Raw genomic sequence first — 25563 nt, 5'->3', positions numbered from 1 at the left:
CCGCTACTCTGGGCGGGTTTCTGACCGTCCGGAGTACACCATGGCATTTTCCCTACCCCCCATTGCATCGCTGAACGGCCCACTTCTCGACCAATCCCTGGCGGTTCTCAGTGAGTACTTGCCCTCGCCTTTCCCGGTGCTGGACGCCATAGACCGCCGTATTCCGGTTCCGTTCAAGCAACTGGCTGCGGAAGCTCCGCTCAACCGATTGTTTGCAACCGCCATCAAGGATGGTGAATTCGATGATTTCGAAGGGCGCCGGATCCGCCTGGAAGCAAACGGTGGACAGCCGGGCATTACCATCGGCTTCTGGGCGGGCCGCCTACGCATTATTGATGGCCCGGGGGAGGCCACTATCCGGGGTTCCCTGGGCGCATTCAGAACGCTGGCAGAGCGACGGCAGGACCCCGACCAACTCTTCTTTCAACGCCGGCTGGTTATCGAAGGGGACACAGAGCTCGGGCTGGGGCTGAAAAATCTACTTGATAGTCTCGAGTGGGATTTCACGATCCGCCGGTTTCTGTTCCGTCAAAAATAGCCCTTCCAGCTCCCCCTCCCTCTTGATAACAATCAATAATGATACTTCTATAGAAAATGGCTGACGTAACGCTCTGCAGGCTTGTCAGCCAATTTCATCATGAAACCGGATAATCGATACCAAAGCCCCAGAAAATTAGGCCAAAGGTACCATTTATCGACCTGTTTCGCGGGGCCTACAGTGAATGTGGCCGGCAATAAAACCGGCCAAAAACATTCATTATAGATGCTGGAGAATTACCATGAAGTGGACCGACCCGGATTTCAAAGACCTTAGACTCGGCTTTGAGGTAACAGCCTACGTTTACGTTCGCTGACCATCCCGTGCTGTTCCCGCAAGCAGTCCCTGCTGCGGGACCCGCTGCAGAGTGTGGCCCATTCAACCTGTGAGGCACCCTATGGCTGACTCAAACAATCACAACAGCCTGCACCGATTCAGCATCGCCCCGGTCTTCTTGTTCCGGTGGGAAGAGTCCCAGCAAGCCCATGTGCTGATGTATCCCGAAGGCATCGTCAAGCTGAACCCCACCGCCGGCGAAATCCTGACCCGCTGCAACGGTACGAACACGGTCGACGACATCGTTTACCAGCTGTCCGAACTGTTCTGCGAACAACCTGAATTCATCGAACCCCGCGTTCACCAGTTTCTGGAGGTGTGCCATGGCAAAGGCTGGATCCAACCTCAATCTTGATGGCCAGGGCAACCCGGTCTGGCTGCTTCTGGAACTGACCTACAAGTGCCCCCTCAAGTGCGCATTCTGCAGTAACCCGACCGACCTCGATGCCCACCAGGACGAGCTGACGACTGCCGAATGGAAAACGGTGATTCATGATGCCCGCAAGATGGGCGCCATGCAGATCGGTTTCTCCGGTGGCGAGCCCACCTTGCGCAAGGATCTGGAAGAGCTGGTCGCAGAAGCCAACGACCTGGGGTACTACACCAATCTGATTACGTCCGGCATTGGCCTTACCCGCAAGCGGCTGGAGAACCTGAAGAAGGCGGGCCTCCGTCATATCCAGCTCGGTTTCCAGTCGAGCGAACCACAAACGGCCCATTGGCTTGCGGGAGTTGACTGCTACGAAAAGAAAATCGGCATGGCGCGGGAGATCAAGGCCCTTGGTTTCCCCATGGTTCTGAACGTGCCGATCTCCAGCCTGAACATCCACCAGGTACCGGACATCATCGCTCTGGCCGCCGACATCGGCGTTGAATACCTCGAGCTGGCCAACGTGCAGTATTACAACTGGGCCCTGGTGAACCGGGACCAACTGATGCCCACCCGGGAAGCCCTGGAAAAGGCCGAGCACCAGGTTGCCGAAGCCCGCAAGCAGCTCGGCGACAAAATGACCATTTTCTTTGTCATCCCTGATTACTACGAAGGCCGCCCCAAGGCCTGCATGAATGGCTGGGGCAGCATTCACCTGACCATCGCACCGGACGGTGTGGTACTGCCCTGTTCGCAAGCCCGCTCCCTGCCCGGCCTGGACTTTCCCGGTGTTCGCGACCATGACCTCAGCTGGATCTGGCACGAGTCCGAGAGTTTCAACCTCTATCGGGGAGACAGCTGGATGAAAGAGCCCTGCCGCAGCTGCTCCGAAAAAGAGCAGGATTTCGGCGGCTGCCGCTGCCAGGCCATGCTGCTGACTGGCGATGCCGCCAATGCAGACCCGGCCTGCAGCAAATCGCCCCATCATCACATTGTCCAGGAAGCCGTGACCAGGGCACTTGCCACAAAGCAGGAACACTCCAGGCTTATCGCCCGCAATGTGGGCTGGGTGCCCACGGAGGTCTGATATGAGCTGGACATTGATGGATATCGCCCTGCGCTGGCTCCATATCGTGTTTGCGCTGATCTGGATTGGCCATAACTACGCCAATGTGGTCAAAACTCCGAGGTTCATTCCCTTACGTATTGAGCCTGATGAGGGAAGCGAACGCTCCTCCGATCTGACCCGACGCATGCGCCAGGAACACGGCACCTTTCGCTATGCGTCCCTGGTGGTATTGGTGTCTGGCGCCCTGATGCTCTGGAACCGCGGTATTCTTGCCGACGCCCTGATGCTTCAGGGCTACCATGCGGTGATCGGGGTCGGGGCCTGGATCGGCATCATCATGGTACTGAACCTCTGGTTCGTACTCTGGCCCCATCAGAAGAAAGTGCTGGGCTTTGTACCGGCACCGGCCGCCGAGCGGATCCGCTGTTCTCGAATCACATTCCTGTCATCCCGAACCAACACCATCCTGTCCTTTCCGCTGATCTTTTTTATGGCTGCGGGGAGCCACGGGCTGGCGCTGTTCTGATGAGCCGCAGGAGCAACGTATTCAACTTCGCCGCAGGGCCGGCCACCCTGCCACCGGAGGTGCTGGAACGAGCGAAGGCGAGCCTGGCCGACTGGCAGGGGCTGGGTTATTCATTACTGGAAGCGCCATTCACCGGTGATGAATTCAAGGCCCTGATGGACACGACCCGGCATCAGATCAAGGCAGTGCTGGCAGTACCGGATCACTATCAGGTGGTTTTTCTTCAGGGTGGCGCATCGGCCCAATTCTCACTGGTTCCGCTGAACCTGTTACCGCCAACGGCCACGGCCGGCTACGTCGAAACGGGCCACTGGTCGGCAAGGGCACTTGAGGAAGGGCGCCGGTACGGTCGAAGCCTCGTAGTGGCCAGTGCCCGGGGCAGTGGTTTTGATCGTGTGCCTGCGGTTTGCGAATGGGCGCTGGATGAAGACCTTCACTATTGCCACATAACGCCCAACGAGACCGCAAATGGTGTCCAGTTCCCCGGAGATCCGGATTGTGGCGATATCCCCCTGATAGCGGATATGACCTCCGAGTTTCTGTCACGCCCTGTCGATATCGAACGCTACGGCATGATTTACGCAGGAACCCAGAAAAACCTCGGCCCCACGGGCCTGGTGATTGCCATCATCCGGGAGGACCTGTTGGGACAGGCACGGCCGGAAACCCCGACGGTGTTCAACTATCAGCAGCAGATTGAACGCCAGAACCGCATCAACACACCACTGATGTTCGGCATTTACCTGGTTCACCTGATGCTGGACTGGATTGAGAAACAGGGCGGTGTCGAGGCGCTTCACTTCCGCAATATCACCCAGAGCCAGGCAATCTATCGCATCATCGACGAAGACGACTTCTTCTACTGCCCGGTAATACCTGGGCACCGCTCCATTATGAACGTGTGTTTTGGCACCCGGGATAAAAGCCATCAGCAACGGTTTCTCGCCGAGGCTGAGACAATGGGGCTGATGAACCTTGCGGGGCACAGCCACACCGGAGGGCTTCGTGCCAGTCTCTACAATGCCCAGTCGGACGCCGCGGTCGCAGCCCTGGCCTCTTTCATGATCAGCTTCCGCAAGCATCATGGCTAGTCTTCTCACCAGGCCGGCCAGCATCCGGGAACAGGCTTTCGTGAACGCCTGCAACCGGGCCAGCACCCCTTTGCCTGCATGGTCGCGCCTGGCGGAGGGTGTTACTCCCGTCAACTGTATGGGGCTTTCCTTCCCCAACCGCCTGGGCATTGCCGCAGGTTTTGACCGGGCCGGAAGGCTGGGGCGGCGTGCTGGTAACCTGGGCTTTGGTGCGATTGAACTGGGCAGTTGGAGCCGGGGAAGCTGGCCAGACAGACTCCCTGCCGAGGACCCCAAAGTATTACTCGGTACCCGGCTGGGGGTTCGGCTGGCGGCAACAACTCCGGTATCGCCGCAGCAGGAAACGGGTCAACTCATTCGTCTGATTGAGAAGGCCTGGCTAACAGCAGACTACCTGACCATAGCGCCTGACTGGCTTCAGCAGGCAATTCCCTTCCAGCAGCTGCACAGCAATTTGCTGCGATTGCAGGACGCCCAGCAGGCACTGCAAAGCCTAACCCGGAAATTCTGCCCCGTTGTTTACAAGCTTCGGGTAAGACCGGGAAATGAAGATGCCTGCAACGTCGTGCCCTACCTCGCCTCCCAGGGTGTCGATGGTGTTCTCGTCAGCTTCGACTTCGGCAAACCAGTCACCAGTGCCCACTACCGCCAGTGGCAGGACCCTGTACTTCAGGCCAGCACCTGTCGCACTATCGAGGCCTGCCAGCGTCATCTCCAAGGGAGCTCAGCTTTGCTGACCAATGGCGGCGTGTGTTCGCGCCAGAACTATCAGGACCGGCTCCATGCCGGTGCCGATCTGGTACAACTCCACAATGCGCTTGTGTTCGAAGGGCCTGACATTGGCTGGAAACTCAGTCAATAACCTGAACCAGCGACTCACCTGAACCACGCTCATGCAACTGGCCGAACGGATAGAGCGTCAGCCCGTAATCCCTGGCCATTTCCTCAAAACTGGCTCGGCCCTGCTCGGCGACACAAACCAGCAGCCCTCCGCTGGTCTGTGGATCGCAAAGCAGCGTCTTGTCCTGATCCGTCAGGCCCTCGAAGGCGTCGCCCAAGGATGCGGCATTTCGATGGGTGCCACCGGGAATGCAGTCCAAATCGATGTAGCGTGCGAGGTTCGGCAGCTGCGGCACTGAACTCCGGTTTAACGTGGCGCCAACACCGCTCCCACGGCAGATCTCCATCAAATGCCCGGCGAGACCAAAGCCGGTAACATCGGTCATGGCATGTACCTCGTCCACGGAAGCAAAGATCTCACCTACTTTGTTCAAAGTGCACATGGTTTCCACGGCGACAGCCAGATCAGCCTCGCTGACCCGATGCTTTTTCAGTGCGCTGGTCAGAATTCCCACGCCAATCGGCTTGGTCAGGTACAGCAGGTCGCCGGGCCGGGCGGTATCGTTACGCACGATTCGATTCACCGGCACCTGTCCGGTAACGGCCAACCCGAAGATCGGTTCCGGCGAATCGATGCTGTGCCCCCCAGCCAACGCTATTCCGGCATCGGCGCATACTGCCCGGCCACCCTCGATTACCCGGGAGGCGATCTCCGGCGCCAGCTGGTTTACCGGCCAGCCCAGTATGGCGATTGCCATCAACGGTTTCCCGCCCATGGCATAGACGTCACTGATGGCATTTGCAGCCGCAATCCGGCCGAAGTCATAGGGATCGTCCACCACGGGCATAAAAAAATCCGTGGTGCTGATGATGCCCAGACCACTGCCAACATCCATGACGGCAGCGTCATCCCGGCTGGCATTGCCGACCAGAAGTCGCGGATCGTGAAAATCAGGGGTTGTAGTGTGAAGAATTCGGTCCAGGACATCCGGCGCAATTTTACAACCGCAGCCGGCTCCGTGACTGAACTCGGTAAGTCGCGTTGACAAAATACAGTCCTTTAATGAATGCGTTCTATTGAGGCAGTGTCGAGTTCACTGCCCATTGGGGAAAAGGCTTCCAGCGGGTAAGCCAGTCTGCCAATTTGTCCGGGGGTATCGGAGGCGATATCCCATAGCCCTGGGCGAACTCACATCCCAGACTCAGCAGTACTTCCCCCTGCTCTATGGTTTCCACGCCCTCGGCAATCAGTTCCCTGCCAAAAACCTTGGACAAGCCGATGATCCCCCTAAGGATTGAGAGGTTCTCCTCGGTATCACCCGCACCGCTTACAAATTCGCGATCTATCTTGAGAGTGTCCACGGGCAACTGCTTCAGATAAGAAAGCGACGAATACCCGGTACCAAAATCATCCAGTGAAAAAGTGACACCGAGCCGCTTGCAATCAACAATGATACTCACCGCTCGCTCAAGCTCACCCAGTGTTGCCGTTTCCAGTATTTCAAGGTCAAGGCGCCCGGGGTCCTGTTCAGGAAACCGTGCCAGTATGCCCTTTAGCTGCTCGGCGAATCCAGGCGCCAGCAACTGAATTGCGGCAATATTTACACTGATATCAAGATGGATGCCCTGGCTGTCCCAGGCCTTCATTTGCGCCAGCGCTTCAAGCAATACCCACTCGCCCAACTTGATCATCAAGGGGTGGTAGTCAATCGCTGGCAGGAAGGCAGCGGGGGAAAGCAATCCTTTATCCGGGTGCTGCCATCGAATCAGAGCCTCAACCCCGTTTACCTCGCCGCTCCTGAGATTGACCTTTGGCTGATAAAACAGTCTGAACTGCTCGTTTTCAAGACCGTTCCTGATATCTGACAGCAGCAACTGCCGGGATCTGTTCGCTTTCTTTTCTTCCACGTCCAGGAACAGCCAGCTGCCTTTGAGTTCGTGCTTGGCCCGAAAAAGTGTATTGTCAGCTTGCCGTAAGAGTGTGTCCGCATCTTCAGCCATATCCCCCAGATCCTTATCGGGAAACAACACGATACCGGCTGAAAACGATACGTGCGCCGACTCGCCACCAAGATCGAAAGGTAGCCGGCCAGTCAGTTGCAAGGCATGAAGCCTGGACTCCACCTGGCTGGCATCCGGAAAAAGAAGTGCGAACTCATCTCCGCCAATCCGGGCGAGAGCCGCATCGGGAGGCAATGCATCCAGCCATCGCCGGGCGAGTAACCCCAGCATACGATCGGCGGTTTCTTCTCCGAAGCGGCTGTTGATCTCGTGAAAATTGTCCAGATCGATGGAGACCAGTGCTGCCGAGTCTTCTTCCAGGTCCCCGCGATCAAGCAACTCGCGGATCAATCGGGTAATTCCGTTACGGTTCCATAAGCCTGTGAGCGCATCCGAATACGCGAGAAACTCCACCTGCTTCTGATGATCACTCGCCTGAGCCTCCAGAGCCTGGTGTAACCGCTCACTCTGCAACCGCTGCAATTCGTCCTCGGCTTTTTGTCTGGCCAATTTCTCCCGCATCAGCTGAATTGTGCTGGCAGACAGTTTGCCGTAAATCTCCAGCAAAGCGGTTACAAGCACCGATATAGAACCACTCAGCTCCGAATCCACATGCTCTCTCGCCTCCTTCAGAGACTTGCCTGCCTCCAGGGCTTTCACCGTCAGTGCCATACGCCGGTCTGACTCCAGAATATGAAAGGCAAGCCAGCGGGTCAGATAACCGAACAGTTCGGCCAGAACCTCATCCTGTGGCGCTTTGCTCTGGCGAAGTGTCCGGATCCGGGCAAAAAACATCTGGTGTGAGTCGTGGTGATTCCGGGATATCTCCGATTTGCCAAGACCGTTCTCCCAGACACCCTCCTCGTACTCAAAATGATAGGAAGCGTAGGCGAGAAGCTCGTCAAGCAGATGAGAGCCATCCTCCTCCGAACTACTGGAGGCAAAATGCCACGCCAGACGGTTCAGAATCTTCACCAGCACTCGATGCTGATCATCAATCTCTTTCAGTCCGGTTTCGAAATTACAGTTCCAGGGGAAAATCTCAAAGGCATCCGACTCATTGGCCCAGCGTATTGTCACGTTGCTCGGACTCCCATGTGAAAAGGCAACTATTAGCAGTGTAGTCCAAACGCCCACATGAGATCCGTCAATTAATCGTCCTGCTCAGATCAGCCCCAACTCCAGCCGCGCTTCCTCCTCCAGGTTGTCGTAGCTCCAGGGAGGATCGAACACGATATCCACCTTGGCGTCTTCGACGTGGGGAACCTGTAACAGCTTGCCTTTCACGTCGCCGGCAATGATGTCACCCATTCCGCAACCCGGTGATGTCAGTGTCATTTCGACACGTACAGAATGGCTGTCCTGATCAATATCCAGTTTATAGATAAGCCCCAGAGCGACCACGTTTACCGGAATTTCCGGGTCGTAGACCAGCCGCATCGCATCCCAGCATTGTTGCTCCCTGACCTGCCCATCCTCCGGCGGCTCGAACATGACGGCGTCCGATTGAAAGCCCAGTTGTCGCGTGACCTCCGGGGAAAGACGGTACAGGTTGCCCTCGTAGTTAACCGTGAAGCTTCCACCGAGTGCCTGGGTTATCGAGACGGACGCTCCCTCCGGAAGGGTGACAGTGTTTCCGTATGGCACCCGCAAGGCTTCGCAGTTTTGCGACAACACGAAAGTTTTGGGTGGTTTTGCCGGCTGTTTCGCATTCGGTGCCTTGATGGTCAGGCACTGGAGTTTCCCCTCCCCCTGAACACCAATCTGCATATCCTGCAGGTAAGGGACACTCACCTCATCGAAATACAGCACCAGTTCATCAAACTCTTTACGGACATCCCCCGGCGACTCCTCGCCCGGCGGACAGAAGGCAAGGCATGTTTCGGCATGCTGGGTGCCGGCCTTGTCCACATACACACGCGCCGCCATCCCGGGCACTTCCTGCTTCGCAAGCAAAGTAACCAGATAGTCACGGGCTTCCGGTTTCACTTCAGCATTGATGTTCACGATCTACTCACCTTTTCTGCGTTTTTGACGTTCACGCTTAAGCTGGTTGAATCTGCACTCATTACTGACAAGATCCAGCCACTTCAGATGCTGATTCCAGATCGGGTCTTTGGTTTTCTCTGGCTTGTTGCTAGTCATCGTTACCTCTCCATGCACTGAGACAATGAGAACAATTCTTGACACCAAATAAAATGTATTCTATATATATCTTATCGCAAGAGAGGAGAATCAGCAATGAACGATCAACAGACACCGATTGAGAATGTGAATACCGACGTGCTGCTGGAGCTCATATTGCAGGGCTACGATGTCGGTCATCTCCAGCAACTCCCCAAACTGCACCGGCTCGCCCGCAAGATCGAGGCAGTGCACAGGGCGAATCCCGATGTTCCAAAAGGCATTACATTGGCTGTCAAAAAGCTGGAGCACACCCTCACCGATCACATCGAGAGAGAAAACACCTATGTTCTGAAACAAATGGAGCATGACCAGCCGCCTAAGCCAGACACACCGATCGCTCAAATGAACGAGGAGCATTCACTCATCAAGCGGCAACTGAAAAAACTGCGCCTGATGACCCGGAACTACCGGGCTCCGGATTCCGCCTGCCGATCCTGGCAGCGGTTCTATCGCGAGCTCAAAGCTCTGGATTTCAGCTTGTCTGAGCAAATCTACCTGGAACGCGACGTGCTGTTTCCGAGATTTCAGTTTTGAGGGCGGGTAACTCCTGGAGTGTGGCATAGAATCCTGATTCCGTATTTTCGGTTTGATTGCATAAATCATCTGCTAATCTTCATACTGAATACGACTTTTTGAGCACAACGGCATCAGATCAATGTATGGGAGCCCAATGCCATGAGTGGTTTTATAGTCAGACTATATCGCTACCACCCGGAACAGGACGATGTGCCTTACAGCCAGGATGTCGAGGTTGGTGAGGAATTCCGGAATCGCATGGTACTGGATGTACTGGAACACCTGAAAACGCGGGATCCCACTATGGTATTCCGGCGCTCCTGCCGCGAAGGCGTTTGTGGCTCCGACGGGCTCAGCATCAACGGCCGCAATGGCCTGGGCTGTATTACCAACGTAGCGGATGCCTTGGGCAAAAAAGAGATTCTGGAAATCCGGCCACTTCCGGGCATGCCTGTAATCCGGGATCTGGTGGTTGACCAGTCAATGTTCTTCAAACAGTACGAACGTGTTATGCCCTGGCTGATCAACGACACGCCGGACCCGGCAATTGAAAGACTGCAAAGCCCGGAAGACCGCGCAAAGCTGGACGGGTTATACGAGTGCATTCTCTGCGCCTGCTGCACCTCCGCCTGCCCGTCCTGGTGGTGGAATCCTGAGAAATACATCGGGCCATCGGGACTGTTGCAGGCGTACCGGTTTCTGTCAGATTCCCGGGACACCGCCACCCGCGAACGCCTGGAAAAACTGGAAGACCCGTTCAGTGTTTTCCGTTGCCGCGGTATTGGCAACTGCACGGCCTATTGCCCCAAGGGGCTCAACCCTATGAAAGCCATCGGCCACATCAAAGCCATGCTGCTGCGGGAACAGGTCTGATTAACGACAACAACTTGCTGATTCCGATTATCTGGCCAGGCACCAATTGATTTATCTTCAAGAAGACAACCCGGCGCTCTGTTAATCTGAAGAAACATATTTTTGTTTCGAGGATTAGCAATGGCAGACGATCCCCGCACAGCTGACTGGAACCCCCGCGCCAACGAGGTTCTGGGTGACCAGATACGGGCCTACGATAGCATGCGCGCTCAGTGCCCGGTTGCCTGGAGCGACTATCAGCACTGGACGTTATTCAGGCATGACGATGTCATGCGAGTTCTGGAAGATCACCAGACATTCAGCAGTGCGGCATCCAGTCATCTTTCGGTCCCCAATGGCATGGACCCACCTGAACACACCCCTTATCGAAAGGTCATCGAGCCCTATTTCTCTCAACAGGCAATGAGCGAATTCGAGCCAACCTGTCGGAGCATTGCCCGCAAACTTGTCAATAGCCTGCATGACGGTCAGCCCTTCGATGTGGTCGAAAAATTCAGCAGAGCCTTTGCCCTGCAGATACAGTGCGCCTTTATGGGGTGGCCCGACTCCCTTCACGAACCATTGAGAGAATGGGTACTGAAAAACCACCAGGCTACGCTCGCCAGTGACCGGCAGGCCATGGCTGAAGTTGCCCATGAGTTCGACGGCTATATTCACAATCTGCTGGAAACCCGACGGCAGGCCGGAACCAACGCCCCGAGAGACGTCACCACCTCGCTGATGGAAGAGACCGTCAATGGCCGCACCATGACCGATGAAGAGCTCACAAGCCTTCTGCGGAACTGGACGGTCGGTGAACTGGGCACCATCAGCTCCAGCGTCTCCATTCTCCTGAGTTACCTGGCTGAACACCGCGACCTCAAACAGAGCCTTGCCAACGATACCGTTGCCCTGCCGGACGCTATCGATGAAATACTGCGTATGGACGCGCCGCTGATGTCTAACCGACGGGTTACCACCCGGGATGTGGACATTGGCGGAAGACGTATTCCCGCAGACGAGAAAGTCACCATTCTGTGGGCATCCGCCAACCGGGACGAAAAAGTCTTCGGCGACCCCGATGCGTTTTGCCCACAGAAGAACCGTGACCATAACCTGCTTTACGGTGCGGGCGTTCACGTTTGCCCTGGGGCGCCGCTGGCCAGGATGGAGCTCAGGGTGCTGATGGAAGAATTTCTTTCCGCTGTCGACACACTGGAACCAGCGCCCGAGGATCGACCTGAACGGGCGGTTTTCCCGACTGGAGGCTTCAGTTACCTGCCGATGATCATGAGAAAACGATAAATACCTCTGCCAATGTCCAGACGTGGCGCTCTCGCTGGCCGCCAGTTCACACTGGTTCACCGTCATTGACCCGAGCCAATAGGATCGAGTTTTAGTTCGCATTGATCAATGTCATCCTCATAACTTGCCCTTAACAATGTATCTGAAATACATTGTTTGAGGTCGAGCTCACTGCTGAATATCCGCGGACTACTGAGAGGAACACTGAACATGATCCAACGGAAACTCTTTCATCTACCGACCGTGACAATGCTAGTCGGCATCTTAACGGGATTCACCAGCCCGGCATTCGCTGAAGAAAAGGCAAAGCAATTTGTGGAGACCAACTGCTCTGGCTGTCACGCACTTAACGAACCCCAAAGTTTTACGACGGCTCGGATCCGTGAACGTAAGGCACCTGACCTCCACTATGCGGGAAACAAGTTTCAAAAAGACTGGCTCATTCAGTGGCTGCAATCACCGACCAGGCTCCGTCCGGGAGGAACCTTCTTCGGGCAAAATGTAGTGGCAGCGGAGGACCGTGACATCGTCCCCAAAGATAAGTTGCCTGAGCATCCTGTCTACAGTAAATCGGAGGCTCAAGTCGCGGCATCCTACCTGATGTCGCTGACTCCACACGATGACCTGGTATCAGATGTCGACTACGTACCCAAACCCAGCTCCGGCGCCATGGGACACATGAACTTTACCAAATTCAAGGGCTGCGTCGGCTGTCACGAATTGGAGAAGGGGTATGGCGGGATTTCAGGCCCTGAGGTCTATACAGCTGGTGCCCGGTTGAAGCCTGAATTTCTCTACAGCTTTATCAGGAATCCTCAAGCCTGGGAACCAAAAACCTTTATGTCGAACCTGCACTTAGAAGATAGTGAGGTTCAAAAATTGGCAGACTTTATCACCACATTGTCAAAGGAGTGAACGCATGCATTTTCTGACTCGCATAATGTTGATCACTTTGTTCTCTGCCCCGGCACTAGCCGAATCCGAGCCGACAGGAAAGCAACTTTACGACACATACTGCACACAATGCCACGGCATATATGGCGACGGATGGGGTGTTAATTCAAGAGATATCGAAGTGCTTCCCAGAGACCATACCGACTCCGCTGAGATGTCTGCGCGTTCAGACCAGGAGCTGTTCAAGGCCATAAAGCATGGCGGGCAAGCTGTTAACAAATCCATTCTGATGCCCAACTGGGACGCCAACATGTCAGATGCAGAAATTGACCGAGTAGTGCGCTATTTGCGAGAGCTCTGTAACTGCGAAGCTCCATGATAACCCCATATCCAGGAGGGATTTTTCAAGCTGGCAATACCGGATTTAATAACGAGCCAAACGATGTGCATTTTTTACATTGAAGGAGTATACGATGACATTAACTACGGCAAAGCCGCTCTGCGCAGCGGGCACTCCGCAAGCCTCCCGGATCGCTCTTGCTATCGCTGCCATTGTCTCAATGGGGATTGCCACACCAGCGTGGTCAGAAACGCACCAGTTTCAAATGACTATCGAGGAGCGGGAAAAAGAAGTGGCGCCAGGATTCAAAGCAAAGGTTTGGGCCTATAACGGTCAGGTACCGGCGCCGCTCATACGGGTCAAAGAGGGAGACACAGTAGAGGTAGAGTTGACCAACATGACAACTCTGGCCCATACCATCCACTGGCATGGCATCTACCAGACCGGTACGTGGCGGAATGACGGGGTCCCGAACGTCACCCAACAGGCGGTACAGCCCGGCGACTCGTTCACTTACAAGTTCGTTGCCGATAAGCCCGGAAGCCTCTGGTATCACTGCCACGTGAATGTCCCGGAACATGTTGGATTGCGCGGAATGTGGGGCCCCCTGATTGTGGACCCCAAGGAACCAGCGCCAATCGAAAGCGAAGTTACCAAAGAAGCCATTCTGATGTTTTCAGGTTGGAATGAAGAAGTCGCTCAGACATTCGGCAAAGGAGGGCACCCTGCTGAGAAGCTGACTTATTTTTCGATCAACGGCCAATCCTTTCCGAATACTCAACCCTTAAGAGTTAAAGAAGGTGATGTCCTTCGTCTGCGCTTATTTGCAGCTGGAATTGAGACAGCGTTTCACTTGCATGGACACGACATGCTCGTCACCCATAAAGACGGCCTGCCATTGGAATCTCCCTTCTGGGCGGACGTCGTGGATATCAATCAGGGCGAGCGGTACGACGTGATCGTCAGGATGGACAACCCTGGGCGCTGGATTGCCCATGACCACATAGAACACCACACAAGTAACAACGGAAAAGTACCTGGCGGTGCGGTCATGATCGTCGAGTACGACAGCATTGAAGATGATGACTGGTATGTCTGGAAGGACAAATCCTACGACCCCGACTTTTACTACACACAAAGCTTGACCGAAGGCAGCGGTCTCTTCAATCACGAGGGCTTCGAGGCCCAGAAAATTGAAAACGATGAATCCTCAGGTCGTGGCAGGAGCCGCGGCAGAAATCAGTCCAACTAATACGTAAAACCAAAGGAGAGAAAGATGTCTATTTCCAGATCAATAAAGCAGGCTACCGCGGCTATCGCAGCGGCTGCAATACTGGCATCTCCCGCGATGGCTGAAGTGGTGAAGATCGAGATCCCGGTCATTGAGAAAGAAATCGCAGTAGATAACAAGGGAACGATGCAAACCATGTGGACGTTCGGGGGAACCGTTCCCGGTCCCGTTGTTCGCGTAAAAGAGGGAGACGTCGTCGACTTCACTCTTATCAATGAGGAGGGCAATAAACAAAGTCACTCTATGGACTTCCATGCCGCCGTTGTTGACGTACTGGACGAATTTGAAGCAGTGAAACCTGGGGAGAAAAAGCACTTCAAGTTTAAAGCAACCAGCCCAGGTGTGTTCATTTACCATTGTGGCACCGACCCTATGGTTGAGCATATAGGCCGCGGTATGTATGGCGTTATTATTGTCGATCCCAAAGAGGGATATAACGAAAACTACCCCAAACCGGATCGTGAGTACGTCATCGTCCACAGCGATCTGTTTAAGCCTGGCACCACAGCAGAACAGATGCTGGAAGACGACGGTTGGAAGGGCACTTTAGTGAATGGCAAAGCGTTTCACTATGACCCCCTGCATGACCCAAATGCCAGCTTGATGCTGCAATCCGAACCTGGGGAAAGAGTTCGGTTCTACTTCGTGAATGCCCACGTCAATAAATCCGTTGCCCTCCATCCGATTGCCGGGATTTGGGAACGCGTTTTTAACAGTGGTCACCCATTCAACCTCGAAAAAGGGATTCAAACGTACCTTGTACCGGCGGCGTCCGGAGCTACTCTTGATCTGGTCAGTCCTTCTGACCGTGACACCAACAACGCCATCGTAGATCACCAGATGAAAGGCGCTCTGAACGGTGGCATAAGCGTCTTGATGAATACTGAAGGGGCGGACCCTTCACTTGGCAAGAAAGGAAACATATTGATTCGATGACCCCTCGCCTCCCTCACTGATTCTTTCGAAAGCGAGCAAGGAGGTTTTCGCCGGCCCTATCCGGGCCGGCCTTTTTTGCTGTTAAGGACACGATGATGTATACAAAATGTATCGTATGATTTTATGCAGCTGTCATCCAGGTGAAACGATGCAATTAAAAACGTATACAGATTTTGGTTTGAGGGTCCTGGTCTATGTCGGAACCCGACGAGGCAGGTCAGTCCCCCGGCGGGAAATAGCAACAGCCTACGGCATCTCTCAGGAACACTTACGCAAAGTTATTCATCGTATGAGCACTCTTGGGTATGTACAAACAACCCAGGGCAAGTCCGGTGGAGTTATGCTCAGCCGTTCTCCCGAATTGGTTCGATTAGGCCAATTTGTACTGGAAATGGAGGAGAACATGGAAATCATTGACTGCAACAAACAAGAGTGCCCGCTCCAAGGGGGCTGCACCATCAAAAGTGCAGTCAATGCTGCACGCGACGCTTTTGTTGCCACGCTCAATGAATATACACTCGCCATGATGTTGGACGATTCCCATATGGTGGAGCGCCTACGCATGGTGGGACCTTGAGGGTCGATCATGAATATAGCAGCAGCGCCCAATAGTTTTGAATATCCAACTTTGAAACGTCTTTTGCAGGAAGATCCGATATTCGCATGCTTAAGTAAGATGGACGTCACCATGCTTTTAAAAGATGTCCGAAGACACGCGTTTTCTCAGGGAGAAGCGATTTTTTCTGAGGGAATGGTGGCTGATCATTTTTTCCTGATCGTTGCAGGCGAAATAGAGGTATTCCGCGCAACCCCCGGAGGTGACGAAAAGCTGTTTGGTTATTATCGACACGGCCAACTCGTTGAACTCTACTCGATGTTTATGAAAATGCCTGTATTTTCTCTGAATGGTCGCGGTACCCAAGATGGCATTGCATACAGCTTCGAAAGAAACGCGCTTTCGGGGATCGCTCAGAAGAACCCTGGTTTAACTCGAGCGCTCCTGCAGCACATGAGCCAAAAGGCCCACGCCTACATGAACCAGGTCGACTTTTTCACTGGTAGTAACGCCGAACAACGACTGGCTGCGTTCCTTCTGTATCTTAGTGACCTGCAAGACGGTACAAGACTGAAACTTCCGTGCCATCAAAAACAAATAGGTTCCCGCTTGGGAATACGGGGTGAAACGGTCTCGCGCACTTTGGGGCGGTTTAAAATAAATGGATTCGTAGAGCAGAAGGGTAGCCAGCTACAGATTCTCAATCGCCCTGCCCTGGAGCAGTTACTTGGCGTGGAGTATCGAAATATGGAGATGTGGACTTGATGTCTCTCGTAACCTCCAATTGAGTTGGAGGATGGCATTTTCCAGGCGGTTCTCACCCCGAAACCTGCCTCCCAAGGAGCAGCCCGAGCAGGCCCTCATCCCCACGGGAGGATTCCGTTGCCTACCGATGGTGATTGAAATACGAAAAGAATACCTAAACAGGCGAGGCGATGGCGGCCCTGCTAGCCGCCATAGTCAATATCACTTCCAGTAGTTGTTGGCCGCGGCCACGGTTTGGAAATGGACCGCTATCACCTCGGACGCATGGATAAGTGCCTCACCATCTTGAGAGTACTTTGCACGCTCACGGAACAGAGTCTCCTTATCAGACTGAGTACTTTTCACCCCCATCCGGGACAGTTTGATGGCCAGTTGAAAACCTTCTTGAGGTGTTTCAGTAACCAGGCTCGGCAGCCAGATATCGGACTTCTCCTGATCTTCCGCTTGTACCGCCAAAGACACGCTAAACACCAGAGCTGCACAAACCACCTGAATTTTGTTTCTTGGTTTAATCATTATTATCTCCTTGGCTCTCATCAATTTATGGGCCTCTTTCACGAGGCTCTTTCAGTAATGGACCAAAATAGAGTCATTGTAAATGAATCTTTAAGATTACAACTCTACGACCAAAGACGCAAAAACCGATCTGGCAGAATCAAGCCGCAGCCTGCACATTTCCCGCAAGGGCCGGTCAGTTAACCGGTTTTTCCTCTTTCAGTCCCATCTTCCTGAGGATCGCCATGGCCGGGCACCATTTGGTGAACGCAGACTGAATGAGGTTAAGGGCAATAAAGCCGGTAAACAGCAGCCAATAGGGACTTACATAGTGGGCGAGCAGAATGGAGATCAGGGTGAACACGCCTGCCATCAGGCGAAGACCTTCATTAATTGTCATAGCACACCTCTTTGAGGGAATAAGGATATACCATTTACCCATTACCCTTTTTTGGCAATGACACAAATCACTTTTCAGGAACATAACCATGACATTGGCCGAAAGCCGCTACGCAAACCGCACTGGCTCGGCAGCACCATTGACGGACACATTCAAAGCCGATCGTTCAGAATAAAATTCCGAAGTGCCACAGCATTGTTGTGCTCGGTATCCTTCGCAGCAAACACCAGCGTTATGCGCTCGTGTTCATCAAGCAGTTTCCGGAGTGTACTCAGATCCTCTGCGGCCTCATCGGATTTGAGCTCTTTCAGATAGCGCTCGCAGAACTCCGACCATTTGTCCGGGTCATGGTTGAACCATTTGCGCAATTCGGTAGACGGTGCCAGACCTTTCAGCCAGTGAGCAATGTCAGCATCTTCCTTGGCCACACCCCGGGGCCAGATTCTGTCCACCAGAATGCGCGGGCCATCGGAGCGAGCCGGTTGGTCGTAGGCTCGTTTCAGGCGGATATCCATAGACGATTGCTCCTGCTGATCTGCCTGCCGGGGAACGAACTCCCGCAGGCTTTCCGAGAGAGATCCGTCATCAGTGTATGCAGTGCTCAGACCCCAGACAAATGCCAATGCCGGACCCACCCTGCACAAAACCAGCCTTGCAAAAACCAGCAGCTCCTTTCAGAATAAAGTAATTAATCACTTTCTTCTTTGAGAAACCGATGGCAACCACTCCAGAATCCACAAAACGAGCCTACCAAAGCACCGAACAACGCCAGTCCGAGACCATTGAGGCAGTGGTGCATCTGTGCGGCGAGCAGGATCCCTCCACCCTGACAACTACCCGCATTGCTCAAAAGGTGGGGGTGTCCCAGGGTGCCCTGTTCAAGCATTTTCCCAACAAGAGCAGCCTGTGGGAGTCAGTAGCTGGATGGGTAGCCGGTCAACTGACAACACGGGTGTTCAGTGTTGCCGACCAGCACGAAGGGGCAGACAAGGCCCTGGAAGCCATGTTTCTGGCGCATATCGGCTTTATTGCCCGCCATCCGGGTATTCCGAGGCTGATGCTCGGTGAGCTCCAGAAACCGGGCAACCAACCCGCCAAGCGTATCATCCGCCAGACGCTGGCTTTCTACCGCCAGAAAGTCGTTGCTCTGCTGCACCTCGGTATCGAACAAAAATGCATCAGCCCGACCATCGACACAGAAGCCGCTGCGGTGCTCTACATCGGCGCCATTCAGGGCCTGGTGGTGCAGGCCATGGTGGGTGGCGACATTATGTCTATCGAAGAGTCGGCACCCCGAATTTTCAAGCTGTTTAGTGCCAGCATCCGGACGAGTGATGACGGAGAGTAACGATGACCCGAACGAATAAAATCATCCTCGCCCTGACACTGATCGCCGGCACTGCCTTCGTGGTGATAATGGTGAAACTGAAGCAGCCACCAGAGCGGTCAACTGAACAGGTAACAGCAACACCGGCAAGAATCCTTGAAGTCACGCCCCTGACCGTCCGAACCGAAGCCCGTGGTTATGGCCAGGTGTTACCTGCCCGGAGCTGGAAGGCTGTGGCCAGCGTGGGAGGTCGTATCACCTGGAAGCACCCGGATCTGGAAAGCGGCAACCTGCTTCCCGAAGGTACCCGCCTGCTGCAGATAGACCCAACCCGTTACAAACTGGCCGAGGCCTCGGCCAAGGCCGATATCGCCGGCCTTGAGGCGGAACTGCGGCAACTGGAGCAGGAGCAGCGAAACACACGGGAGCTGCTGGAGCTGGAAAACCGCCGGCTGGCCCTCGCCCAGCGGGAACTGGAACGGGCAAAAACCCTGGTGGATCGTGGTGCCCTGTCTGAAACCCGGCTGGATGAACAACAACGGGCCACCCTGCAGCAACAACAGGCGGTGCAGTCCCTGCAAAACCAGCTCAACCTGATCCCCGTGCGCAAGGACACCCTGAATGCCCGCCTGGCCCGGAGTGAGTCGGCCCTGGCCGGTGCCCGGGAAGACCTTGAGGATACTCGCTTTGAGGCCCCCTGGGATATGCGGGTTCACCAATCCGACATCGAAACCGGCCAACAGGTGAACCCCGGTCAGACCCTGTTTGTGGCGGATGATATCACCGCTGCAGAAGCCACCGTGCAGCTGGAAATATCCGAGCTTCGTAACGTGCTGTTCCAGATACCGGGCGTTCCTGAGCTGGCAGACAACAGAGCTTCCCGGGGCTTTACCGACTTCCACCAGCAACTGCCCCTGGATTCGCTGACTGTGTGGGTGCACCCGACCGGCGCACCCGACAGCCAATGGTCGGGCAAGCTGACCCGGGTTACTGGCAGCCTCGACCCGGTCACACGCACTGTGCAGGCAGTCATTACGGTGGAGGAGCCATACCGCGATGCCAGTCCCCCAGCCCGGCCACCGCTGGTGCGAAACATGTTTGTACAGGCGACTATCGCAGTTCCGACACCCGATCCGGTGCTGGTGGTGCCGGCCAGCACCATTCACCAGGGCGAGGTGTACCTGGCCGATGGTGATGACCGCCTGCAGCGCCAGCCCGTCACTCTGGCCTGGCAACAGGGTGAGCTTGCAGTGATCAGCGGCGGACTGGCACCCGGCGACCGGCTGATTCTGGACGATCTGGTCCCGGCAATTGATGGCACACTTCTGAAGCCGCGACCCGATGAGCAAGTCCGTCAACGGCTGCAGAGAATGGCTGCCGGAGAGCAGCCATGATCCGCTGGTTTGCCGGCCATCCTACTGCGGGCAACCTGCTGCTGATTCTGATTCTGGCGGCAGGCCTGTTTTCGGCACCGAACCTGACCCGGGAAACCTTTCCGGACTACCTGCCACCGGAAGTCAGCATCACCATGGAATACCGGGGTGCCACCGCAGCGGATGTGGAGGAAGCCATCTGCCAGCGTCTGGGCGAAGCATTGCAGCGTGTGGACTACATGGAGGAAATCTCCTGCACCGCGAGGGACAATCAGGCCCAGACCATAGCCAGCATGGCGCCACAGGGCGATATGGGCCGGTTTCTGGATGATATACGCACCGAAATTGAAGCGCTGACCGACCTGCCCGAGGAAGCCGAAGAGCCGGTTATCCGCGAGCTGTACCGGACCAGTCTGGTGGCGGCCATCGCAATATACGGGCCTATGAGCTTTTCCCACCTGGAGGCTTACACCAACCAGTTGGAAGACCGACTTTTCGCCATGGAGGGCGTGGCCGATGTTATCCCCGTTGGCCTGTCCCAGCGCCAATGGCACGTGGAAGTCTCCCGGGACCTGCTGCGCCAGTATGGCCTGGGTGTGCGTGACATCGCCCGTGCCATCAGCAGCCAGAACCTGGACATGCCCCTGGGCAACATTGAAACCGACAGCCAGGATATCCAGCTTAGGTTCGTGGATGAGCGGCGTTCCCTGCGGGCCCTGGCCGAGCTTCCAATCATTGGTGGCGAAGCCGGTGCCGTGCTTACCCTGGGCGATCTCGCCACCATTACCGAAGCCCATGAACGGGAAGAGGAACGGGTGGAATTCAACGGCCAGCGCGCCATTATTCTGGAGATCCACAAGAACCGGCACGACGATGCCCTACGGGTAATGGATTCGCTACAGGCCTTTGTTGATGAGGAGAAGACCCGCCGTGGTGGCACCGTGGCACTGGAGATTACCCAGGACATGACGTCCATCGTCCGGGACCGCTTGCAGATGCTTGTGGGCAACGGGATCACCGGATTGCTGCTGGTGGGTCTCGTGATGGGACTGTTCTTCCGCCCCCGCCTCGCCTTCTGGGCCCTGTTCGGCCTGCCTGCCGCCTTTGCCGGGGCCTTTGTGATGATGGTCCTGACCGGGCTGTCGCTGAACATGATCACTCTGGTGGCCCTGCTCATGGCTATTGGTATTGTCATGGACGACTCCGTGGTGGTCACCGACAACATCGCCCAGCGGGCATCCGAGGGCTTCAGCCCGCTGGAATCTGCCGTCAGAGGCACCCAGGAAATTCTCCCCGGGGTGCTGTCGTCCTTTCTGACCACGGTTTCCGTGTTCATCCCTTTGGCGTTCCTGGCCGGCGAGCTGGGATCGGTGCTGGAGGTCTTGCCGGTCGTTCTGATTGCCGCCCTGGCCGCCTCACTGGTCGAAGCTTTCTGGATACTCCCCCACCACCTCAAAAGTGGTCTCGGCAACAAGGGCGAGAAAGCGCCGTCCCGCTTCCGCGCCGCTTTCGACAACGGCTTTGAAAAGGTTCGTGAAAAGGTGGGAAAGCTGGCTGACATCGCCATTCGTTTCCGCTACGGAGTATTGGCAGGCATGCTTCTGATTATCCTTGGCTCGGTGGGGCTTATGGCGGGTGGCCATGTACGCATGGAAGCCATGCCGGAAATTGACGGTGACGTTCTGGAAGCCCGGGTGCTGATGCCCCAGGGCACGCCCCTGCACCAGACGCAGGCCGTTACTGATCGCATCACCTCGGCCATGCACAGGATCAACGAGGAATACGCGTCGGAACCACCCGACCAGCAAGCCCTGGTGCAAAACATCCAGACCCGCTTCAACCAGCATGCAGGAGCCGGCGAGAAAGGCGCCCATGTGGCCACCGTAATGGCCGATTTACTGACCGCAGAGCTGCGCACCGTCGATCTGGCCACCCTCACTGACCGCTGGTATCAGGAAATAGGTGAGATTCCGGGGCTGATTGCCATGAACATCCAGGAACCCGGCTTCGGCCCGGCCGGCGTTCCGATCGAGGTCCGCCTGCAGGGTACCGATCTGGACGAACTTAAAGCCGCGGCCCGTTTTCTGGGGGAGGACATCTCCAGCTATAACGGCACGTTCAACGTGCTGGATGATCTTCGCCCCGGCAAGCCCCAGCGGATTCTGACACTGCACGACAGCGCCCTCTCTCTCGGCCTGAATGCCGCTGAAGTGGCCAGCCAGATCCGCACCGGCCTGCTGGGAGATATCGTGGATACGGTGCAGCTCGGTGACCAGCACATCGAAATCCTGGTGCGCCAGACCAGCGCCGAACGCAACACCCGCCAATTCCTAGAGGATACCGTGATCACCACGGCCAAGGGCCAGATGATTCCGTTGCGCGAAGTGGCCACCATCACCGAGGATCGGCAATGGTCGCAGGTCACCCGTATTGACGGCCAACGCACAGTCACCGTATCGGCCGACGTGAACGGCCGAAAAACCAACGCCGGTGCCATCGTGGCCGACTTACAGAACCGATTGTTTCCGCAACTTCGTGAGCAATGGCCAGAGATCAGCCTGCAGGTGGAAGGCCAGACCGCCCGCTCCCGGGAAACCGGCCAATCCATCGCCCGGGGACTGCTGATCGGGTTGCTGGGGATCTTCCTGATCCTGTCGTTCCAGTTCCGCAGCTACCTTGAGCCGATCATCGTGATGCTGGCGATCCCGGTGGCCTTTATGGGAGCCGTGTGGGGCCACCTGCTCATGGGCTACAACCTGTCCATGCCCTCACTGATCGGCGCCGCCTCTCTTGCGGGTATTGTGGTCAACAACGCGATTCTGCTGGTGCAGTTCATCAAGGCCTACCGGGCTCAGGGCATGAGTGCCCGGGAAGCCGCCGGTACCGCCAGCCGCGCCCGCTTCCGGGCCATCCTGATCACCACCAGCACTACCGTCGCCGGCCTGCTGCCCCTGCTGGCCGAAACCAGCACCCAGGCCATGGCAGTCATTCCACTGGTGATCTCGGTGGTATTCGGCCTGCTGGTGTCCACCGTTGTGATACTGGTGGCATTGCCGGCGCTTTACACGATTCTTGAAGATCTTGGCTGGGCGAGAGCGCCCGACCCTGACAGGCAGTAGCACCACTGCTATGGTATTTAAAACCTGCAAACAAAAGGAATCATTAAACATGACAGCTAGAACCGGAAAATTCCTGGCAACCGTACTGTTGGGCCTGGCAGTTTCAACCAGTTCACTGGCGGCGGAACCTGTCACCCCGAAACTCACTGACAAACTGAGCCAACTGCTTCAGAAGGAGATGAGAGCGGTGCAGGGAGGCATGGCCTCTATTCATTCCGCCATGGTCATGGGGCAACATGAGAGTGTTGCTGAAAATGCCCAACAAATTCATGACAGCTTCATCCTGCAACAGGAACTGACCGAACAGGATCGCAAAGACCTGATGTCGGCTGTCCCGAAGGGCTTCATCAAACTGGACAAGGAGTTTCACAAACTCGCGGCATCACTGGCCGAAGCCGGCAGAGACAAGGACACGAAAAAACAGCAAAAGCTGTTCAACAAAATGACAGGCAACTGTATTCAATGCCACGGCAAGTACGTATCTGACCGTTTCCCTGGTGTTAAATCCTCAGGGGACTGATCGGCCCTAGCCGACCAGTTCCATTCCCGGCTTGCCGTACCAGTATCCGTTGCAGGGTGGCGCCTCCACCAGCTGCAGCGGATCGGTCGCCGGTGCCTCACCACGGCGCACCTGATCGAACCGCTTGACCACCTCATCCATACCAAGATGTTCCGGGCTCAGGCGCACGGTAGACACCCCCATGCGTTCCATATCCGGCAGCTCCCGCATCAGGTCATAGCGCGAGCCTGACAGAGTGGAAATACCATTCAGCCGGAACAGTTCCTGGCTTTCACGGGAGCGCAGCTCCATACCGTCCGGATGCTCCAGGCAGCGGAATTCACAGTTGTCTTTCGGCAGGTTGTAATGCCGGGCAGTGAAACAGCGGGAAGACCAGGCCAATGGCAGGAAGCCCCAGGCAAACACTTCCGCAGGCAAGTCCAGGCCCTCTGCTTTCAGGCCCTTGATGAGTTCCTCCAGAGATTCCTTACCCAGCTCCACTGGCAGGTTCCAACCCTTCAGCCCCTGCCTTGCCAAGACTTTCAATGAGGCGACATTGTAGAGGTTCATGGAAGGGCCGGTAATAAATGGTATGTGATTGCGAACGGCAACCTGAACGGCGCTCTGGTCGTTGGCCTCCACCATGAATTCATTCTGGTCGCAGATCCGGCGCAGGCGTCTCAGATCCGCCTCGGATTCAATCAGGGTCTGGGTAGAAAGCACCACCTCCTTACCGCAGGCTTTCAGGTCACGGGCCATATCAAACCAGTCATCCGGCTTAAGTTCCCGCCGGCGCGAGCACACGGCTTCGCCCAGATAGATGGTATCTAACGGCCACTCGGCGGCCTTGCCATAGAAATCAAAAACACTCTGCTTGGACCAGAACCACAGAATCGGGCCCAGGGATAACTTCATCATAATCGGAAGAACCTATTTCCATTTGCGATGGTAGGCGCCCAGGGTGGTCAACCCGCCCTCGGACAGGCCCGAAAGGGTGTTTCTCCAGGCCGGATCAACTTTATAGTCATCCGGCCGGGCTTCCAGGTTATCCAGGGCATGGCGCCAGGTGCGGGCTACATCGGCAATATAAGCTGGACTGCGTTGACGGCCCTCGATTTTCACCGCGCTGATACCCAGTTCCTTCAGTTTCGGCAACATATCCAGAGTGCTCAGGCTGACCGGCTCTTCAATGGCGTGATAAACACTGCCTTCAACCTCGAATCGGCCTTTGCACAACGTTGGATAACCGGCAGATTCTCCCGGTCCGTAGCGGTCAATCAGAACATCGTTCAGGCGCGATTCCAGCCCCTGCGGAGTCTCCTGCCAGCGCACAGCCTTGGCCGGCGAGCAGGCACCGCGGGTATTGGGGGATTCATCCGTCAGGTAGGATGAAAGATAACAGCGGCCTTCTGCCATGATGCACAGGCTGCCAAAGGCGAAGACTTCCAGCTCAACCGGGCTGTGTTTTGCCACACCCCGGACCTGGTCCAGGGAAAGCACGCGGGGTAACACGGCCCGGCGGATATCAAAGTTGTCCTTGTAGAATGACAGGGCTTCATAACTGGTGGCGGAGCCCTGAACAGACAGGTGCCGGGGGATATGCGGGTATTTATTGGCGGCGTAATCCAGCAGGCCCATATCGGCCAGGATGATGGCATCCACACCCAGGCCGGCGGCACGGTCTACTGCCCCTTTCCACTGCTCCCAGCCATCCGGTTGCGGGTAGGTGTTAATGGCACAGAACACGCGGCTGCCTTTGGAGTGGGCATATTCAATACCTTCGCCAGCGCGCTTGTCATTAAAATTCAGCCCTGCAAACTGGCGGGCATTGGTGCTGTCGCGGAAACCGAAGTAGACCGCATCAGCGCCATTATCCACGGCGGTTTTCAAGGCCGGCAGACTGCCGGCCGGGCATACGAGTTCCATAACCCCTCCGC

At 55.8% G+C, this 25563-nt stretch carries 29 protein-coding genes; 20 read left to right on the top strand and 9 right to left on the bottom strand.

Annotated elements, in window-relative coordinates; all coding sequences use genetic code 11:
• Positions 1-40 precede the first annotated feature (40 nt).
• The 7 genes from ubiT to QPL94_RS07075 all read left to right on the top strand — a co-directional run bounded on the left by ubiT (position 41) and on the right by QPL94_RS07075 (position 4792).
• Positions 41-538, top strand: coding sequence for a ubiquinone anaerobic biosynthesis accessory factor UbiT (gene ubiT, locus QPL94_RS07100; RefSeq protein WP_285356462.1), 498 nt, complete (start codon positions 41-43; stop codon positions 536-538).
• 241 nt (positions 539-779) lie between these two features.
• Positions 780-854: a pyrroloquinoline quinone precursor peptide PqqA gene (pqqA, locus tag QPL94_RS21465; RefSeq protein ID WP_099617646.1), complete on the top strand. Its 75-nt coding sequence runs from the start codon at positions 780-782 to the stop codon at positions 852-854.
• Between the two features lie 81 nt (positions 855-935).
• Positions 936-1229 carry a pyrroloquinoline quinone biosynthesis peptide chaperone PqqD gene (gene pqqD, locus QPL94_RS07095; protein WP_285356459.1) on the top strand — a complete coding sequence of 98 codons (294 nt, stop codon included), beginning with the start codon at positions 936-938 and terminating at the stop codon, positions 1227-1229.
• Positions 1198-2331 (top strand): pyrroloquinoline quinone biosynthesis protein PqqE, encoded by a 1134-nt coding sequence (gene pqqE / locus QPL94_RS07090; protein WP_285356458.1) that lies wholly within the window; start codon positions 1198-1200, stop codon positions 2329-2331. Before pqqD ends, pqqE begins: the two co-directional genes overlap by 32 nt.
• A gap of 1 nt (position 2332) precedes the next feature.
• The gene (locus QPL94_RS07085) at positions 2333-2839 is read left to right on the top strand and encodes a urate hydroxylase PuuD (protein ID WP_285356457.1); all 507 of its coding nucleotides are present in this window, start codon (positions 2333-2335) and stop codon (positions 2837-2839) included.
• Positions 2839-3930: a 3-phosphoserine/phosphohydroxythreonine transaminase gene (serC, locus tag QPL94_RS07080; protein WP_285356456.1), complete on the top strand. Its 1092-nt coding sequence runs from the start codon at positions 2839-2841 to the stop codon at positions 3928-3930. Before QPL94_RS07085 ends, serC begins: the two co-directional genes overlap by 1 nt.
• The gene (locus tag QPL94_RS07075; RefSeq protein ID WP_285356455.1) at positions 3923-4792 is read left to right on the top strand and encodes a dihydroorotate dehydrogenase; all 870 of its coding nucleotides are present in this window, start codon (positions 3923-3925) and stop codon (positions 4790-4792) included. The genes serC and QPL94_RS07075 overlap by 8 nt, the downstream gene beginning before the upstream one ends.
• Here the strand turns inward: QPL94_RS07075 and selD are convergent.
• From selD to QPL94_RS07055, 4 genes are all read right to left on the bottom strand, one after another.
• On the bottom strand, positions 4782-5822 hold the full coding sequence (selD, locus tag QPL94_RS07070) for a selenide, water dikinase SelD (protein WP_502881539.1): 1041 nt from the start codon (positions 5820-5822) through the stop codon (positions 4782-4784). The two genes, QPL94_RS07075 and selD, sit on opposite strands and share 11 nt — an antisense overlap.
• A 22-nt stretch (positions 5823-5844) precedes the next feature.
• A complete protein-coding gene (locus tag QPL94_RS07065; protein ID WP_285356452.1) occupies positions 5845-7851 on the bottom strand; it encodes an EAL domain-containing protein in 2007 nt (668 codons plus the stop codon).
• An 84-nt stretch (positions 7852-7935) separates the two neighbouring features.
• Positions 7936-8778, bottom strand: coding sequence for an iron-sulfur cluster assembly protein (locus tag QPL94_RS07060; RefSeq protein WP_285356451.1), 843 nt, complete (start codon positions 8776-8778; stop codon positions 7936-7938).
• Between the two features lie 3 nt (positions 8779-8781).
• Positions 8782-8916: a hypothetical protein gene (locus tag QPL94_RS07055; protein ID WP_285356449.1), complete on the bottom strand. Its 135-nt coding sequence runs from the start codon at positions 8914-8916 to the stop codon at positions 8782-8784.
• A 96-nt stretch (positions 8917-9012) separates the two neighbouring features.
• On the opposite strand from QPL94_RS07055, the gene QPL94_RS07050 reads away from it, so the two are divergent.
• The 9 genes from QPL94_RS07050 to QPL94_RS07010 all read left to right on the top strand — a co-directional run bounded on the left by QPL94_RS07050 (position 9013) and on the right by QPL94_RS07010 (position 16413).
• Complete coding sequence (locus QPL94_RS07050) at positions 9013-9492, top strand: hemerythrin domain-containing protein (RefSeq protein WP_285356448.1); 480 nt, start codon at positions 9013-9015, stop codon at positions 9490-9492.
• A gap of 141 nt (positions 9493-9633) precedes the next feature.
• Positions 9634-10347, top strand: a complete 714-nt coding sequence (locus QPL94_RS07045) for a succinate dehydrogenase iron-sulfur subunit (protein WP_285356446.1) — start codon at positions 9634-9636, stop codon at positions 10345-10347.
• Positions 10348-10467: 120 nt separating this feature from the next.
• On the top strand, positions 10468-11631 hold the full coding sequence (locus tag QPL94_RS07040; protein WP_285356445.1) for a cytochrome P450: 1164 nt from the start codon (positions 10468-10470) through the stop codon (positions 11629-11631).
• A 210-nt stretch (positions 11632-11841) separates the two neighbouring features.
• A complete protein-coding gene (locus QPL94_RS07035; RefSeq protein ID WP_285356444.1) occupies positions 11842-12546 on the top strand; it encodes a hypothetical protein in 705 nt (234 codons plus the stop codon).
• Between the two features lie 4 nt (positions 12547-12550).
• Complete coding sequence (locus tag QPL94_RS07030; RefSeq protein WP_285356443.1) at positions 12551-12904, top strand: c-type cytochrome; 354 nt, start codon at positions 12551-12553, stop codon at positions 12902-12904.
• 94 nt (positions 12905-12998) lie between these two features.
• Positions 12999-14117: a multicopper oxidase domain-containing protein gene (locus tag QPL94_RS07025; RefSeq protein ID WP_285356442.1), complete on the top strand. Its 1119-nt coding sequence runs from the start codon at positions 12999-13001 to the stop codon at positions 14115-14117.
• Positions 14118-14141: 24 nt separating this feature from the next.
• Positions 14142-15092, top strand: coding sequence for a multicopper oxidase domain-containing protein (locus tag QPL94_RS07020; protein ID WP_285356441.1), 951 nt, complete (start codon positions 14142-14144; stop codon positions 15090-15092).
• Between the two features lie 148 nt (positions 15093-15240).
• The gene (locus QPL94_RS07015; RefSeq protein WP_285356440.1) at positions 15241-15669 is read left to right on the top strand and encodes an RrF2 family transcriptional regulator; all 429 of its coding nucleotides are present in this window, start codon (positions 15241-15243) and stop codon (positions 15667-15669) included.
• Positions 15670-15678: 9 nt separating this feature from the next.
• Entirely contained in the window at positions 15679-16413 is a 735-nt protein-coding gene (locus QPL94_RS07010; RefSeq protein ID WP_285356439.1) for a Crp/Fnr family transcriptional regulator, read from the top strand.
• Between the two features lie 201 nt (positions 16414-16614).
• On the opposite strand, the gene QPL94_RS07005 is transcribed toward QPL94_RS07010, so the two are convergent.
• From QPL94_RS07005 to QPL94_RS06995, 3 genes are all read right to left on the bottom strand, one after another.
• Complete coding sequence (locus QPL94_RS07005; RefSeq protein ID WP_285356438.1) at positions 16615-16929, bottom strand: hexameric tyrosine-coordinated heme protein; 315 nt, start codon at positions 16927-16929, stop codon at positions 16615-16617.
• Between the two features lie 175 nt (positions 16930-17104).
• Positions 17105-17308 carry a YgaP family membrane protein gene (locus QPL94_RS07000; protein WP_285356437.1) on the bottom strand — a complete coding sequence of 68 codons (204 nt, stop codon included), beginning with the start codon at positions 17306-17308 and terminating at the stop codon, positions 17105-17107.
• A 152-nt stretch (positions 17309-17460) separates the two neighbouring features.
• The gene (locus tag QPL94_RS06995; RefSeq protein ID WP_285356436.1) at positions 17461-17823 is read right to left on the bottom strand and encodes a DUF488 domain-containing protein; all 363 of its coding nucleotides are present in this window, start codon (positions 17821-17823) and stop codon (positions 17461-17463) included.
• Between the two features lie 200 nt (positions 17824-18023).
• Here QPL94_RS06995 and QPL94_RS06990 point away from each other — a divergent pair, with 200 nt between their 5' ends.
• The 4 genes from QPL94_RS06990 to QPL94_RS06975 are packed head-to-tail and all read left to right on the top strand — an operon-like array spanning position 18024 to position 23647.
• Complete coding sequence (locus QPL94_RS06990; protein ID WP_285356435.1) at positions 18024-18656, top strand: TetR/AcrR family transcriptional regulator; 633 nt, start codon at positions 18024-18026, stop codon at positions 18654-18656.
• 2 nt (positions 18657-18658) lie between these two features.
• The gene (locus tag QPL94_RS06985; protein WP_285356434.1) at positions 18659-20029 is read left to right on the top strand and encodes an efflux RND transporter periplasmic adaptor subunit; all 1371 of its coding nucleotides are present in this window, start codon (positions 18659-18661) and stop codon (positions 20027-20029) included.
• On the top strand, positions 20026-23127 hold the full coding sequence (locus QPL94_RS06980) for an efflux RND transporter permease subunit (protein ID WP_285356433.1): 3102 nt from the start codon (positions 20026-20028) through the stop codon (positions 23125-23127). Before QPL94_RS06985 ends, QPL94_RS06980 begins: the two co-directional genes overlap by 4 nt.
• Before the next feature lie 10 nt (positions 23128-23137).
• Positions 23138-23647 (top strand): cytochrome c, encoded by a 510-nt coding sequence (locus QPL94_RS06975; protein WP_285356431.1) that lies wholly within the window; start codon positions 23138-23140, stop codon positions 23645-23647.
• Between the two features lie 6 nt (positions 23648-23653).
• Here QPL94_RS06975 and QPL94_RS06970 read toward each other — a convergent pair whose 3' ends face one another.
• Together QPL94_RS06970 and ubiU are read right to left on the bottom strand one after the other, a co-directional pair.
• Positions 23654-24544 carry a U32 family peptidase gene (locus QPL94_RS06970; RefSeq protein ID WP_285356430.1) on the bottom strand — a complete coding sequence of 297 codons (891 nt, stop codon included), beginning with the start codon at positions 24542-24544 and terminating at the stop codon, positions 23654-23656.
• Positions 24545-24556: 12 nt separating this feature from the next.
• A complete protein-coding gene (gene ubiU, locus QPL94_RS06965) occupies positions 24557-25552 on the bottom strand; it encodes a ubiquinone anaerobic biosynthesis protein UbiU (protein ID WP_285356429.1) in 996 nt (331 codons plus the stop codon).
• Positions 25553-25563: the final 11 nt, after the last annotated feature.

Origin of the sequence: Marinobacter sp. SS13-12, assembly GCF_030227115.1 — a bacterium.
Lineage (GTDB): Bacteria > Pseudomonadota > Gammaproteobacteria > Pseudomonadales > Oleiphilaceae > Marinobacter.
This window is presented reverse-complemented; position numbering and strand designations above follow the sequence as displayed.

What these genes read in the sequence shown, in the direction of transcription:
- serC (WP_285356456.1), top strand. Translation starts at nt 2,839, where the DNA reads ATGAGCCGCAGGAGCAACGTATTCAACTTCGCCGCAGGGCCGGCCACC.
- QPL94_RS07025 (WP_285356442.1), top strand. Translation starts at nt 12,999, where the DNA reads ATGACATTAACTACGGCAAAGCCGCTCTGCGCAGCGGGCACTCCGCAA.
- QPL94_RS06970 (WP_285356430.1), bottom strand. Translation starts at nt 24,544, where the DNA reads ATGATGAAGTTATCCCTGGGCCCGATTCTGTGGTTCTGGTCCAAGCAG.
- QPL94_RS07010 (WP_285356439.1), top strand. Translation starts at nt 15,679, where the DNA reads ATGAATATAGCAGCAGCGCCCAATAGTTTTGAATATCCAACTTTGAAA.
- pqqD (WP_285356459.1), top strand. Translation starts at nt 936, where the DNA reads ATGGCTGACTCAAACAATCACAACAGCCTGCACCGATTCAGCATCGCC.
- QPL94_RS06980 (WP_285356433.1), top strand. Translation starts at nt 20,026, where the DNA reads ATGATCCGCTGGTTTGCCGGCCATCCTACTGCGGGCAACCTGCTGCTG.
- QPL94_RS07040 (WP_285356445.1), top strand. Translation starts at nt 10,468, where the DNA reads ATGGCAGACGATCCCCGCACAGCTGACTGGAACCCCCGCGCCAACGAG.
- QPL94_RS06990 (WP_285356435.1), top strand. Translation starts at nt 18,024, where the DNA reads ATGGCAACCACTCCAGAATCCACAAAACGAGCCTACCAAAGCACCGAA.
- ubiT (WP_285356462.1), top strand. Translation starts at nt 41, where the DNA reads ATGGCATTTTCCCTACCCCCCATTGCATCGCTGAACGGCCCACTTCTC.
- QPL94_RS07005 (WP_285356438.1), bottom strand. Translation starts at nt 16,929, where the DNA reads ATGATTAAACCAAGAAACAAAATTCAGGTGGTTTGTGCAGCTCTGGTG.
- QPL94_RS07055 (WP_285356449.1), bottom strand. Translation starts at nt 8,916, where the DNA reads ATGACTAGCAACAAGCCAGAGAAAACCAAAGACCCGATCTGGAATCAG.
- QPL94_RS07045 (WP_285356446.1), top strand. Translation starts at nt 9,634, where the DNA reads ATGAGTGGTTTTATAGTCAGACTATATCGCTACCACCCGGAACAGGAC.
- QPL94_RS07030 (WP_285356443.1), top strand. Translation starts at nt 12,551, where the DNA reads ATGCATTTTCTGACTCGCATAATGTTGATCACTTTGTTCTCTGCCCCG.
- QPL94_RS07075 (WP_285356455.1), top strand. Translation starts at nt 3,923, where the DNA reads ATGGCTAGTCTTCTCACCAGGCCGGCCAGCATCCGGGAACAGGCTTTC.
- pqqE (WP_285356458.1), top strand. Translation starts at nt 1,198, where the DNA reads ATGGCAAAGGCTGGATCCAACCTCAATCTTGATGGCCAGGGCAACCCG.
- QPL94_RS06985 (WP_285356434.1), top strand. Translation starts at nt 18,659, where the DNA reads ATGACCCGAACGAATAAAATCATCCTCGCCCTGACACTGATCGCCGGC.
- QPL94_RS07015 (WP_285356440.1), top strand. Translation starts at nt 15,241, where the DNA reads ATGCAATTAAAAACGTATACAGATTTTGGTTTGAGGGTCCTGGTCTAT.
- QPL94_RS07020 (WP_285356441.1), top strand. Translation starts at nt 14,142, where the DNA reads ATGTCTATTTCCAGATCAATAAAGCAGGCTACCGCGGCTATCGCAGCG.
- QPL94_RS07035 (WP_285356444.1), top strand. Translation starts at nt 11,842, where the DNA reads ATGATCCAACGGAAACTCTTTCATCTACCGACCGTGACAATGCTAGTC.
- ubiU (WP_285356429.1), bottom strand. Translation starts at nt 25,552, where the DNA reads ATGGAACTCGTATGCCCGGCCGGCAGTCTGCCGGCCTTGAAAACCGCC.
- QPL94_RS07085 (WP_285356457.1), top strand. Translation starts at nt 2,333, where the DNA reads ATGAGCTGGACATTGATGGATATCGCCCTGCGCTGGCTCCATATCGTG.
- QPL94_RS06975 (WP_285356431.1), top strand. Translation starts at nt 23,138, where the DNA reads ATGGTATTTAAAACCTGCAAACAAAAGGAATCATTAAACATGACAGCT.
- QPL94_RS07000 (WP_285356437.1), bottom strand. Translation starts at nt 17,308, where the DNA reads ATGACAATTAATGAAGGTCTTCGCCTGATGGCAGGCGTGTTCACCCTG.
- QPL94_RS07050 (WP_285356448.1), top strand. Translation starts at nt 9,013, where the DNA reads ATGAACGATCAACAGACACCGATTGAGAATGTGAATACCGACGTGCTG.
- QPL94_RS06995 (WP_285356436.1), bottom strand. Translation starts at nt 17,823, where the DNA reads ATGGATATCCGCCTGAAACGAGCCTACGACCAACCGGCTCGCTCCGAT.